Here is a 12,667-nt window from a genome sequence, read left to right on the forward strand (position 1 = left end):
CTTATTGGCAAACTAAAATTGGGAATAATGAACATTTTTTTGTTTGTAAAGCTTCAACATATATATTAGCATATTTATTCGTTAGTGGGTGAAATACATTTTTACAAATGAAAGAAAATAATAAAAATAAATTAAGAAATAGAATATATCATTTGAATTTAGCTGTTTTTGTCCCTTTTTATACAAAAATATATAAATAAACGAAAAATAACAAAAGAAAATAAAAATATTATTGACAACAAAAAAAATAAATGAAAAAATATTGATAGCTATATATGAGAATTTTTAAAAAATACAAAACAAAAGACAGAGAGGAAGAGATATAATGAGAATTGGGCTAGGTTCTGACCACAATGCCTATGAAATGAAAGAACAAGTAAAAAAGTATGTTGAAGAGCTAGGCCATGAAGTCTTTGACTACGGCTGCTTTTCCTGCGAGGAGGTTGATTATCCAGGAGTAGCTTTTACTGTTTCAACTGCCATTAATGATAATAAAATTGATAGAGGTATATTAATTTGTGGAACTGGAATAGGTATGGCAATTTCAGCTGGTAAGGTTCCTGGTATTCGAGCTGCCCTTTGTCATGATACTTATTCAGCTGAACGTGCACAAAAAAGTAATAACGCCCAGGTATTAACTATGGGGGCCAAAGTTATTGGGGTTGAGATTGCGAAACAGGTAGTAAAAGCCTATCTTGAATCTGAGTTTACTGGTGGAAACTCAGGTAGAAAGGTACAACAAATTATCGATAAAGAACAAGAATTTTTAAAAGGCGGTAATAACTATTATGAAAAAACTTGTTAACAACCCTGATCATGTTGTAGAGGAAATGCTTCAAGGTTACGTTAAAGCTCATCCTCAATATATTAAACAATTATCGGAGAACGCTAGATCTTTGGTAACTATGAGAGAAACCCGCCCTGGAAAAGTTGGAATCCTAATTGGCGGTGGTTCTGGTCATGAGCCAACTTTTATGGGATATGTTGGTGATGGAATGGCAGATGGAGTTGCTGTAGGTAATATTTTTGCATCCCCTCCACCCGATCCCGTTTTAGAGGTGACAAAAGCCATTGATAAAGGGGCTGGAGTAGTCTACATAATCGGGAACTATGCCGGCGATATAATGAACTTTGGTATGGCAGCTGAACTTGCTGATTTAGAAAGTGTTAAAGTGGAAACTGTAATTGTAACTGACGATGTAGCATCAGCCCCAAAAGAGGAAAGCCACAAACGCAGGGGGATTGCAGGCGAATTTTTCGTGTACAAAACCGTTGGTGCAGCTGCAGATAAGGGCTATGACATAAATCAAGTCGTTGAAATTGCTAATAAAACAAACCAAAATACGAGAACAATGGGTGTTGGTCTCTCCCCATGTTATTTACCTCAACCGGAAAACCTAGTTTTGAACTCGAAGAAGATGAGATGGAAATCGGACTTGGACACCATGGTAAGCCTGGTATCGAGAAAGGTAAACTTCTCCCGGCTGATCAGGTTGTAGACCGCTTATTAGGCGATATTTTAAACGATATGCCTTTGATAGAAGGAGAAAAGGTTGCTGTACTTGTCAATGGTTTAGGGTCTACCACTCGGATGGAGTTATATATACTTTTTAGAAGAGTAGAAGAAGTACTAACTGAAAAGGGAATCCATATCCACCGTTCATATGTAGGAAATTATAGTACATCCTTAGAAATGGGCGGTGCGTCCATCACAATAACAAAATTAGATGAGGAACTGGCTGAACTTATCGATTATCCAGCAGATTGCCCAATGTATGTTCAAAAATAAGGAGGATTCGGTATGAAAATTACTTCTGAAAATTTGAAAACGTTTTTAAAAAATGTAGTTAATATAATAGAAGAAAATAAGGATTATTTATCAGAGCTTGATAGAAAACTAGGTGATGGTGATCACGGTGTCACCATGTCGATTGGCTGGCAGGCTGTGAATGAAAAGTTAAATGATGAGCTTTCGGAAGAACAAGATTGCACAAAGATCTGTATCACAACCGGCAGAACCTTTTTAAGTGCCGTTGGCTCGTCTGTTGGTCCATTGTACGCTACGGGATTTTTACGAGGTGCAAAGGCATTCCAAAATAAAACGGAATTAACAGATCAAGACCTTCATGATTTCTGGGTTGCTTTTATTGGAGGAGTAAAAGAAAGAGGTCAAGCAGAGGTTGGCGACAAAACCATGATTGATACCCTTCAGCCGGCAGCAGAAGCCTTAAAGAGCAGCTTTGAACAGTCAAACGATTTTATGATTGCGTTTTCAGAGGCTGTTGCTGCTGGAGAACAAGGAATGAAATCAACAAAAGATATGTTATCTAAGCGAGGCAGATCCAGTCGTCTTGGAGAGCGTTCAATTGGAAACCAGGACCCTGGCGCAACATCTGCTTTCTTAATTCTTAACACATTCTTATCCACGATTAAATCTTTACAACTAGTTTAATAGAAATTAACGAACACCTCTTCATAGTAAAATCTCCTTATTTTACAACTTGCAAGAGGTGTTCTTTCTTAAAACTAAATAGATTGGAGCGGGTAATCATGAAATTTTTCCTAGATACAGCAAATGTAGAAGAAATTAAACGAATCAATGCTTTAGGGCTTGTTGATGGTGTAACTACAAACCCTACCATTATTTCAAAAGAAGGACGTCCTTTTGAAGAAGTAATTAAAGAGATTTGCAGTATTGTAGACGGACCTGTCAGCGCAGAAGTAATTGGCCTCAAAGCAGACGAAATGGTGAAAGAAGCACGAGTCATTGCGCAATGGGCACCAAATGTTGTCGTAAAAATTCCAATGACTGAAGAAGGATTGAAAGCGGTTCATATTTTATCGCAAGAAAACATTAAAACAAATGTAACCTTGATCTTCTCTGTTGCCCAAGGCTTAATGGCAGCAAAAGCTGGTGCAACATTTATCAGCCCATTCCTTGGAAGACTTGATGACATTGGCATTGACGGAATGGATCTAATTAAACGGTTAAAAGTTGTTCTCGATAATTATGGATTAAAGTCGGAGATCATTTCTGCTAGCGTTCGTCATCTTGGACATGTCGAAGCTGCAGCCGAAGCAGGTTCACATATTGCTACCATTCCTGGCTCGCTCTTCCCTAAGCTATGGGCACATCCATTAACAGACAAGGGAATCGATGCATTTTTGAAGGATTGGTCTTCCTTTAATCAGGCGCTAGAAGGAGAAAAACATGCAGTCACTCGATAATCAAGTTGTCCAATCACTTCGCGTCCTTTCGATTGATATGATTGAAAAATCAAAGTCAGGACACCCAGGATTGCCAATGGGAGCAGCCCCTGCTGTTACAGCTTTATGGAAAAACCATCTAAAATTCAGTCCAAATCATCCGGATTGGTTTAACCGCGACCGCTTCGTACTATCCGCAGGTCATGGATCGGCCCTATTGTATAGCTTACTTCATGTGTTTGGCTTTGATATGCCTATGTCTGAATTACAGCAATTTCGGCAAATGGGCAGCAAAACTCCAGGTCATCCTGAATATAAACATACAGCCGGCGTTGACGCAACAACAGGTCCTCTTGGGCAAGGAATTGCAATGGGTGTCGGGATGGCTTTAACGGAAGCCCATCTTGCTGCAATGTATAACCGACCAAATCATGAAATCATCGATCATTATACGTATTTATTATGTGGTGATGGCTGTTTAATGGAAGGAATTTCATATGAAGCTGCCTCCTTTGCCGGCCATCTTGGCTTAGGAAAACTAATCTTACTATATGATTCTAACAAAATCTCATTAGATGGCGACTTGGATCATGCATTTTCAGAGGATATCACGGGAAGATTCCAATCCTGCGGCTGGCAGACACTGGTTGTTGAGGATGGCAATGATCTTGACGAGATCAATGAAGCAATCTCATCAGCAAAAGCTGAAAAAAACAAACCAACGATCATCGAAGTCAAAACGGTTATTGGCTATGGCAGTCCAAACAAAGCTGGAAAGTCTGCAGCACATGGCGCGCCACTTGGTGCAGAAGAAGCTGCATTGGCAAAACAAAGCTACGGTTGGGGACTCCCTCCCTTTACATTGCCGGAAGAGGTAGAAGCCTTAAAAGCTATTTATCGTGAAAAAGGAACTAAGTTTGAAGAAGAATGGTACAGTCGTTTTGTAAATTACCGTTTGGAGTTTCCAGAATTAGCAGCAGAAGTAGAAGCAATTGTTGATGGACGCTTGCCTGCTGGCTGGGATCAAATCTTAAAGCTTTATTCTGAAGATCATAAAGCAATGGCAACAAGGGATGCATCCGGTGTTGCTTTGAATCAAATTACTGAGAACTTGCCAACAATTTTTGGTGGTTCTGCGGACCTTGCTTCTTCCAATAAAACAGCATTAAAAGGTGCAGGCGATGTGAAACCTGGCAGCTTTGAAGGTAAAAATATTTGGTTCGGTGTCCGTGAATTTGCCATGGGCGGAATTTTAAACGGCATGGCTTTACATGGCGGAGTCCAGCCCTTTGGCGGTACATTCTTTGTCTTCTCCGACTATTTGCGATCAGCAGTACGGTCTGCAGCATTAATGGGCATCCCTGTCACCTATGTGATGACACATGATTCGATTGCTGTCGGGGAAGATGGACCAACCCACGAGCCAATTGAACAGCTCGCTGCTTTTCGAGCAATGCCAGGTCTAGCCGTGATTCGCCCAGCGGATGCTAATGAAACAGCAGAAGCTTACCGCTATGCTTTTGGTCAAAAAGAAAATCCTGTTATGCTTGCCTTGAGCCGTCAAGCCCTGCCGATTCTTCCTGGAAGCCAGGAAAAAGCAAGAGATGGCGTGACAAAAGGTGCATATGTTCTTTCTGAAGCAAAAGGCCAAAACGCCGATATTATTCTTATTGGTACAGGTTCAGAGGTCTCTTTATTAGTTGAAGCTCAAAAAGTACTAGGTGACCAGGGTATTACCGCTGCTGTCGTCAGTATGCCAAGCTGGGAGTTATTCGAAAAACAAACGGATGAATATAAAGAATCTGTCCTACCATCAAGTAATCAACGCCGTTTAGCTTGCGAAATGGGAACAACCTTTGGCTGGCAGAAATACGTAGGTCGGGAAGGCAGCATCATCGGTATTGATACATTTGGTGCCTCTGCCCCTGGTGAACATTTAATGAAACTTTTTGGCTTTACTGTAGAAAATGTGGTAGAACAAGCAAAAGCTGTTATAAATGAAGGGTTACTTTTAAAGTGAATTAGTATATCCTATAGACTGTATATCTATTTTTAAGGTTTACAGTCTTTTTTATTTGTATCATACTATTTTACATATCTATTAAAAAAGGAGAATCATTTATGAAGACAAATGCCAACCCTGTCGGAACTGTGTGCACCCAGAGTTTAGTAATGGATTTTCTTGCTGTGTCCCAACAGGCTGCCATTGCTTGCTACCCATTGATCGGACGCGGTAATAAAATGGAAGCCGATGGAGCGGGAACGGAAGCTATGCGGCATCGCATGAATCTGATTGATATGAACGGAGTCATTGTCATCGGTGAAGGTGAAATGGATGAAGCACCGATGCTCTATATTAATGAAAAGCTTGGTACAGGCAACGGCCCCCATGTTGATATTGCTGTTGACCCTGTTGAGGGGACAACAAAAATGGCAAAGGGGAAAAATAATTCACTTGCAGTTCTCGCCGTTGCCAGCGAGGGAAGCTTACTCCATGCCCCCGATATGTATATGAAAAAAATTGCTGTCGGGCCAAAAGCAAAAGGTTGCATTGACATTGAATTACCGCTTTCCGATAATATGAAAGCTGTCGCTAAGGCCCTTGGCAAACCAGTAAACGAGCTTACTGTTATGATCCAGGAACGCCCGCGGCATCAGGAGTTAATTGACGAAGTCTTTAAAGCCGGAGCCAGTGTGAAGCTATTTTCTGATGTTGATATTACCGGGGCCATTGCAACAGCCTTTGATGAAATCCAGGTGGATCTCCTAGTGGGAACTGGTGGTGCACCAGAGGGAGTTATTACGGCAGCAGCGCTAAAGTGTCTTGGTGGTGACTTCCAGGCAAAATTGGTGCCTCAAGATCAAGCTGAATTTGACAGGTGTCTAAAGATGGGCATCACCAACCCTGAGAAAGCATTGACACTAGATGATATTGTCAAAACTGATGACTGCTTTTTTGTAGCAACAGGGATTACCGACGGAATGTTGTTAAACGGCGTAAAGAAAAACAACCAAGGTGAGATGCTTACCCATTCTTTGGTCATTTCCGGCGGAAAAATGAAAAATGTTCAATTTGTAAATGGACGCTTTTCACCAGACAGCATCTATTAAATTTGGCATTTTTTATAAAAAAAATAGGGCATTTCTCTTATCAAATTGAATTTATTGCAGTATAATTAAGTTAAAATCAAATATTTGATCTATCTTCGGGGCAGGGTGAAATTCCCGATCGGCGGTATTGAAAAACTTTTCTAAGCCCGCGAGCCTAATTTTTAGGCAGGATTTGGTGTGATTCCAAAGCCGACAGTATAGTCTGGATGGGAGAAGGTGGAGGTTCTGCATTCGTTCAAAAAAATACAACATTGAACGTTTATTAAGCGTGCCTGATTATTCTCCCTCAAGTCGATAGCTTGAGGGTTTTCTATTTTTACAGGGCAAAAGCTGATAATGCTGGACCTTTCTTCTGAAGTGGATGGATCACAAAGGAGAGAGGAAAAAAAATGAAACATTCAAAGGTAAAAGTAACCGTATCAATTGCGATGCTAGGCAGCATTGCAGCCATTCTCATGCTATTAAATTTTCCAATACCGCCGCTTCCAAATTTTCTATTAGTCGATTTCAGCGATATTCCAGCGCTGATTGCTGCATTGATTTTTGGGCCAGTGGCAGGTATTTTAGTAGAGTTTATAAAAAATGTCCTAAACTATTTTGCAGTTGGAGCCCCGACAGGCGTTCCAGTTGGACAAATTGCTAACTTTATTGCTGGTATTGTATTTGTTCTTCCAACCTATTATTTATATCAAAAATTAAAAACCCGTAAAGGTATGGTAATTTCGTTAGTGATCAGCTCCATATCAATGTCTGTGATCATGAGTGTGTTAAATTACTACCTCATTCTCCCAGCTTACACTTGGTTTTTAAATTCACCGGCGATGTCTTCAGCGCAAGCACGCCAAATGATTGTGACAGCCATCCTTCCATTTAATCTGATTAAGGGAATCATCATGAGCGCAGTATTCTTCTTGTTGTTTACTCGGATGAAACCATGGATTGCCAAACAAGCTTCGTTAAAGAATGTATCGTAAAAGGAATATAAGGATAGATCAGACAAACGCTGATCTATCCTTTTTTTGCGATAAAGCCCTTATCTTTTATAATCACATTCACCTCTGCCGGGATGATTACCTTCTAATCATAGAAAAAGAGATGGGGTTTGAGAAACCTCCATCTCTTTTTTCTATAATCCTCAAAGTCTTTTAGGATAATATTGGTTGTTTTTGTTCTGCCATTTCTAATAAACGTTTTTTAATATCTTCAACATTGACAATCCTTTGGGCAACTTCTGTTTCCATTGCTGCAAAAGCTACTGCTGCTGCAACATGGGCTGCAACACGGGGATCGAATGGATCTGGAATGACATAGTCAGCGTTCAATTCCTCATCGGAAATCAATCCGGCAATCGCATTAACGGCGGCAATCTTCATTTCTTCATTGATTTCTTTGGCACGAACATCCAAAGCACCACGGAAAATTCCAGGGAACGCCAAAACGTTGTTCACTTGGTTAGGGAAGTCAGACCGTCCTGTACCGATCACAAGTGCTCCTGCTTCTTTTGCTTCATCTGGCATAATTTCTGGAACTGGGTTGGCCATCGCAAAAATAACTGGGTCACGGTGCATCGAGCGGACCATTTCTTTTGTCACAGCACCTGCTGCAGATACACCGACAAACACATCGGCACCAACTAATGCATCAGCTAATGTACCTTGTTTTTTCTCACGGTTTGTAATCTTGCCCATTTCATCTTTGAATGGATTCATACCGAAAGGACGACCCTCATAAATAATTCCCTTTGTATCACACAAAATAACATCTTTTACACCCATGCGAAGCATAAGTTTAACAATCGCTACACCTGCTGCACCTGCTCCGTTAACCGCAACACGGATATCCTCGATTTTTTTATGGTTTAATTTTAAGGCATTGAGCAATCCAGCAGCTGTTACGATTGCAGTACCATGCTGGTCATCATGAAAAACAGGGATATTACATGTTTTACGAAGGCGCTCTTCAATTTCAAAGCATTGCGGTGCTGCAATATCTTCCAAGTTCACCCCGCCAAAGGTTGGTTCCAACAGTTGAACAGTTCTAATAATTTCTTCCGTGTCAGTAGTTGCTAAGCAAATTGGGAATGCATCCACATCTGCAAATGATTTAAATAAAACTGCCTTACCTTCCATTACAGGCATTGCTGCTTTCGGACCAATATGTCCAAGTCCCAGGACAGCCGTTCCGTTTGAAACAACCGCTACAAGGTTTCCTTTTGAAGTATAATCATAAACTTTACTTTCGTCAGCATGGATATCCAGGCATGGTTCTGCTACCCCAGGAGAATATGCCAGGCTTAAATCCTTCCCATTACTTACCGAAACCTTCGAATAGATTCCAACCTTCCCCTGATGTTCTTTGTGCATCTTTAATGCTTCTTCTCGTAAGTTTGACATTTATTCCCTCTCCTCTTTGTGTTTGTCTCTCTCTAAATTATTTTGTTTTCATATGCCCTTCAAGTATTGTTATACTCCTATCTTTTTTTGTACGTAAGTGTTTTCACAAAATTGTTACCACTATATTGTGAAAAGTTCACAAAAAATTCTTTTTTGGCTTTTTTTCAGTTAATAACGTAAAAACACCATCCAGCTTTAGGTTGGTGTCCAGAGTGCCAAGAAATCCATTTGCACGAAGATGCCCTGGGCTTCGGACACATCTGCGGTATTTTTTCTTTTTCTGTCCGAAGATTTATTGACTTCGGACATACCTATGCTATTTTACTTCCCTCTGTCCAAAGTTAGGTTGACTTTGGACACAACCGCAGTAATTGAACATTCATGTGTCCGAAGATCAGATACGAGCTAATCATTTATCGGTAAAGATTTATTAAGTCCTTAAGTGCGGCGGCAGCGGCTCCTCTTGGATGTGAGGCTCCGCCTGTGCAGCAAATTTCTCCCATCTCTGTTGTTTCAAAAAGGATTCCTTTATTTGTACCCTTTACATGAATAAGCGGATGGTCTTGGCTTAGTTCACGGGGCGCAACTTCTAATGTAACTTGATTGTTTTCTTTGATTGCACGGCCCAGTAATTTGATCTGGCCACCCCTAAGTTTTGCGTTTTCCATATCCGCTTTTGTTACGTTTTCAATACCACTTATTTTTATATCTTTTAGAGAATAGTCTAATCCTAATAAACTATTCGAGAGCAGCAACAGCTTGCAGGCAGTATCAAAGCCTTTGACGTCTAATGCCGGATTCGCTTCGGCAATTCCTTTTTCCTGGGCCGTTTTAAGAGCCTCATCAAAAGTTAGTTCATTTTCATTCATGCTAGTCAAAATAAAATTGGAGGTTCCATTTAAAATGCCTTCAATTTTTGTAATCGTGCTTCCGGCAAGGCTGTATTCGCCAATATCGATGGTTGGAAGAGCAGCAGCAGTGGCCCCACTGTATTTCAATCTGGTCCCTTTTTGTTCTGATCTTTGCTTAATTTCCTTAAAAGAATGGACTAGTGCACCTTTGGCAACAGAAACCACATCCATCCCAGCATCGATGGCATTCAGAATATAGGTAAGACCAGGTTCACCGTTCTCGATATTAGTTGGCGTGCAATCAATCAAAACGTCTTGGTCAAATGTGGGTTCACTCAAATCTGGCGAGAAGTGCAAAAGTGCCTCTGAACCAACTCCCAATTCTACTAATTTTTGCAGCTGAATGCCTTCTTTTTCATAAACGATTCCTTTACTGCCTGCAATCCCGGTTACAACGAATTCTAATCCATACTTTCGTTTAATTTTGTTTGAATTCTCCTGAATCAACTTTACTAGTTCTCTCGCGACTGTTCCATATCCAGCGATTAAAATTCTTTTTTTCATAAAACCATCCCCCGTGTCTGATGATAAAAATATTATTTCAATCAATGATGTTTTTCGCAAGTTAAAAAAATTGTCGTAAACTTTAAACAGGATAACGACAGCGTTCGGCCTTATCAGCGGTTTTTTTCTATTATATTTTAATATAGAAATATAATAAGGCGAGGTGTGGGAAATGTATTTTGATCACTTATTGGATGCTGTATTTGGAATCCGAAAAATATTCCATGTCATAGAGTGTGAAGTTTGCGGGTTTGATGAGGTCTATTATGAAGATGTTGAAACAAAAAAATTGGTGGGCAGAGCATGTTCCCATTGCAACTTCGTGCAAAAATTTGATTTTTAAAATAAGGTTTCGATGTTCTCCTTAAGTCAGTCCCCAATTGTCGATTCTTCTATCATTACGAGTTCCCTTTTTAGTGACATATTCCGTTTTTAATAATATAGTAATTTCATGGTTTTTCATCTTTGATACGGACATCCTTATTAAGTGAAAGGAGCCTTTTCATGTCAGCTTATGTAAATCAGCCTAATGGTGTTTTTCCTTCTGTTTGTTCGCTCGATTGTCCTGATCAATGCGGCCTGCTTGTTCATAAGAAAGATGGAAGAATAGTAAGAATCGAAGGAGATCCCGACCATCCCGTAACAAAGGGGCATATTTGCAATAAAGTACGGAATATGACCCATCGGATTTATGACGAAAAGCGTCTGAAGTATCCATTAAAACGGACAGGCGAAAAAGGCTCTGGGGAATTTGAACGGATCAGCTGGGAAGAAGCGATACAAACCATTTGCTCCCACTGGAAAAATCTCATCCGAGAACATGGTTCTGAGAGTATTCTTCCCTACAGCTTTTATGGAAATATGGGAAGGCTTTCGGCTGAAGGCATGGATCGGCGCTTTTTTCATCGTTTAGGTGCTTCAAGGCTTGACCAATCGATTTGCAGTGCTGCTGGGGCAGTTGGCTATAAATATACGATGGGCGGCATGTATGGAACAGACCCGGAAGATATGGTACATGCCAAGCTTATTATTTTTTGGGGAATAAATGCTGTCAGTACTAACATGCATCAAGTCGCATTGGCCCAAAAAGCGCGAAAAAATGGGGCAAAAATCATTGTCATTGATGTCCACAAAAATCAAACAGCCCGCTTTGCGGATTGGTTCATTCCGATCATGCCTGGAACCGACAGTGCTCTCGCATTAGGGTTGATGCACATCCTTTTTGCCGAAAACCTGGTTGATCCTGCTTTTCTAGAAAAATATACAGTCGGCCATGAGAAGCTACGTGAACATGTCATCGAGTACGACCCTGTTACGGTTTCGGGAATAACTGGTGTTCCTGTGGAGGATATTTATCAATTAGCGCGCATGTATGGGAGAACATCACCGTCTTTTATCAGGATTGGGAACGGTCCGCAGCATCATGATAATGGCGGTATGTGCATTCGGACAATTTCCTGTCTGCCGGCTTTAACGGGGCAATGGCTTGTGAAAGGCGGCGGTGCGATCAAAGGAAATCCCAGCTATTTAACCATTAACAGCAGCTACCTCCAGCGTCCTGAATTGCTTCAAAAAAAGAATACACGTGTGATTAATATGAATCTATTAGGTAATGCGTTACTTTCACTAGACCCTCCGATAAAATCCTTATATGTGTATGGTACCAATCCGGCAGTTGTAGCGCCTGATGGAAATAAAGTCAGAAAAGGGCTGGCGCGGGAAGATTCATTTACGGTTGTGCATGATTTATTTTTAACAGAAACAGCCAAATATGCAGATATCATTTTACCTGCAACATCGTCGTTGGAAAACAGGGATTTATATACGTCTTATTGGCATCATTATGCGCAAATCCAGCAGCCTGTTATTCCAGCTTATGGGGAATCAAAATCAAATGTTGAAGTTTTCCGTTTGCTCGCTAAAGAGATGGGCTTTGATGATGCCTGCTTTAAGGAGACAGAATCAGATATGATTGCCGGGGCTCTTGATCATCCAAGTAATCCTTATTTGGAGGGTATTACTTATGAAGGCTTGCAGGAGCAGCAATATTTAAAGGCAAAGGTAAAACCATTGTTTCCTGGAAGTCTCGCAACGCCAAGCGGAAAAATAGAGTTATATTCCGAGAAAATGAAGAGTGATGGACATCCAGCTCTGCCAACATACATACCGCTAGAGGACGATGGAGATTTTCCATTTTTGTTTGTTCCTGGCCCAAATCAGCATTTCTTAAACTCTACTTTTTCAAACAATGAAAAACATCAAAGTCTTGAAAAAGAACTGCGCTTGTACATAAATCGGGATGATGCCGAATCCCTCGGGATTGGGGACGGCGAGATGGTTCGCATCTGGAATAATCGCGGCCAATGTGTAATTAGAGCAGCGGTTGGGGAAAGTGTACTGCCGGGAGTGGTTGTTACCCAGGGTCTTTGGGAAGGCAATGCTTTGGTTAACTCGCTTACTCCTGATCGAGTGGCAGATATGGGGAACGGTGCTACCTTTTTTTCTGGAAGAGTTCAGGTTGAACCAATATCGTGAAAAAAG

Annotated in this window: 10 protein-coding genes, 1 pseudogene and 1 riboswitch; of the genes and pseudogenes, 9 read left to right on the forward strand and 2 right to left on the reverse strand. The window is 40.7% G+C overall.

The window, feature by feature from the left end; genetic code table 11:
- The first annotated feature begins 325 nt into the window (after positions 1–325).
- The 7 genes and pseudogenes from rpiB (at position 326) to RCG17_RS09610 (ending at position 7,292) form a co-directional block, all read left to right on the forward strand.
- Positions 326–805, forward strand: coding sequence for a ribose 5-phosphate isomerase B (gene rpiB / locus RCG17_RS09580; RefSeq protein WP_308174946.1), 480 nt, complete (start codon positions 326–328; stop codon positions 803–805).
- Positions 789–1,789 (forward strand): annotated as a pseudogene (locus tag RCG17_RS09585) (dihydroxyacetone kinase subunit DhaK). The gene rpiB and the pseudogene RCG17_RS09585 overlap by 17 nt, the downstream one beginning before the upstream one ends.
- A gap of 12 nt (positions 1,790–1,801) precedes the next feature.
- Positions 1,802–2,452, forward strand: a complete 651-nt coding sequence (gene dhaL / locus RCG17_RS09590) for a dihydroxyacetone kinase subunit DhaL (RefSeq protein ID WP_308174947.1) — start codon at positions 1,802–1,804, stop codon at positions 2,450–2,452.
- Between the two features lie 98 nt (positions 2,453–2,550).
- On the forward strand, positions 2,551–3,228 hold the full coding sequence (gene fsa / locus RCG17_RS09595) for a fructose-6-phosphate aldolase (RefSeq protein WP_308174948.1): 678 nt from the start codon (positions 2,551–2,553) through the stop codon (positions 3,226–3,228).
- The gene (gene tkt / locus RCG17_RS09600; RefSeq protein WP_308174949.1) at positions 3,212–5,227 is read left to right on the forward strand and encodes a transketolase; all 2,016 of its coding nucleotides are present in this window, start codon (positions 3,212–3,214) and stop codon (positions 5,225–5,227) included. The genes fsa and tkt overlap by 17 nt, the downstream gene beginning before the upstream one ends.
- 101 nt (positions 5,228–5,328) lie before the next feature.
- Complete coding sequence (glpX, locus tag RCG17_RS09605) at positions 5,329–6,318, forward strand: class II fructose-bisphosphatase (protein WP_308174950.1); 990 nt, start codon at positions 5,329–5,331, stop codon at positions 6,316–6,318.
- Between the two features lie 87 nt (positions 6,319–6,405).
- A riboswitch (FMN riboswitch) is annotated at positions 6,406–6,540 on the forward strand.
- Positions 6,541–6,707: 167 nt separating this feature from the next.
- Positions 6,708–7,292 carry an ECF transporter S component gene (locus RCG17_RS09610; protein WP_308174951.1) on the forward strand — a complete coding sequence of 195 codons (585 nt, stop codon included), beginning with the start codon at positions 6,708–6,710 and terminating at the stop codon, positions 7,290–7,292.
- A gap of 171 nt (positions 7,293–7,463) precedes the next feature.
- Here the strand turns inward: RCG17_RS09610 and RCG17_RS09615 are convergent, their stop codons facing one another.
- Both RCG17_RS09615 and RCG17_RS09620 read right to left on the reverse strand, forming a co-directional pair.
- Positions 7,464–8,711, reverse strand: a complete 1,248-nt coding sequence (locus tag RCG17_RS09615) for an NADP-dependent malic enzyme (RefSeq protein WP_308174952.1) — start codon at positions 8,709–8,711, stop codon at positions 7,464–7,466.
- Between the two features lie 413 nt (positions 8,712–9,124).
- The gene (locus tag RCG17_RS09620; RefSeq protein WP_308174953.1) at positions 9,125–10,126 is read right to left on the reverse strand and encodes a homoserine dehydrogenase; all 1,002 of its coding nucleotides are present in this window, start codon (positions 10,124–10,126) and stop codon (positions 9,125–9,127) included.
- 172 nt (positions 10,127–10,298) lie between these two features.
- On the opposite strand from RCG17_RS09620, the gene RCG17_RS09625 reads away from it, so the two are divergent.
- Entirely contained in the window at positions 10,299–10,469 is a 171-nt protein-coding gene (locus RCG17_RS09625) for an acyltransferase (protein ID WP_308174954.1), read from the forward strand.
- Positions 10,470–10,630: 161 nt separating this feature from the next.
- A complete protein-coding gene (locus RCG17_RS09630; RefSeq protein WP_308174955.1) occupies positions 10,631–12,661 on the forward strand; it encodes a molybdopterin-containing oxidoreductase family protein in 2,031 nt (676 codons plus the stop codon).
- Positions 12,662–12,667 lie beyond the last annotated feature (6 nt).

It is taken from the genome of Neobacillus sp. PS3-12 (genome assembly GCF_030915385.1).
Taxonomy (GTDB): Bacteria; Bacillota; Bacilli; order Bacillales; family Cytobacillaceae; genus JAEVLT01.

What these genes read in the sequence shown, in the direction of transcription:
- rpiB (WP_308174946.1), top strand. Translation starts at nt 326, where the DNA reads ATGAGAATTGGGCTAGGTTCTGACCACAATGCCTATGAAATGAAAGAA.
- dhaL (WP_308174947.1), top strand. Translation starts at nt 1,802, where the DNA reads ATGAAAATTACTTCTGAAAATTTGAAAACGTTTTTAAAAAATGTAGTT.
- tkt (WP_308174949.1), top strand. Translation starts at nt 3,212, where the DNA reads ATGCAGTCACTCGATAATCAAGTTGTCCAATCACTTCGCGTCCTTTCG.
- fsa (WP_308174948.1), top strand. Translation starts at nt 2,551, where the DNA reads ATGAAATTTTTCCTAGATACAGCAAATGTAGAAGAAATTAAACGAATC.
- RCG17_RS09625 (WP_308174954.1), top strand. Translation starts at nt 10,299, where the DNA reads ATGTATTTTGATCACTTATTGGATGCTGTATTTGGAATCCGAAAAATA.
- glpX (WP_308174950.1), top strand. Translation starts at nt 5,329, where the DNA reads ATGAAGACAAATGCCAACCCTGTCGGAACTGTGTGCACCCAGAGTTTA.
- RCG17_RS09615 (WP_308174952.1), bottom strand. Translation starts at nt 8,711, where the DNA reads ATGTCAAACTTACGAGAAGAAGCATTAAAGATGCACAAAGAACATCAG.
- RCG17_RS09620 (WP_308174953.1), bottom strand. Translation starts at nt 10,126, where the DNA reads ATGAAAAAAAGAATTTTAATCGCTGGATATGGAACAGTCGCGAGAGAA.
- RCG17_RS09630 (WP_308174955.1), top strand. Translation starts at nt 10,631, where the DNA reads ATGTCAGCTTATGTAAATCAGCCTAATGGTGTTTTTCCTTCTGTTTGT.
- RCG17_RS09610 (WP_308174951.1), top strand. Translation starts at nt 6,708, where the DNA reads ATGAAACATTCAAAGGTAAAAGTAACCGTATCAATTGCGATGCTAGGC.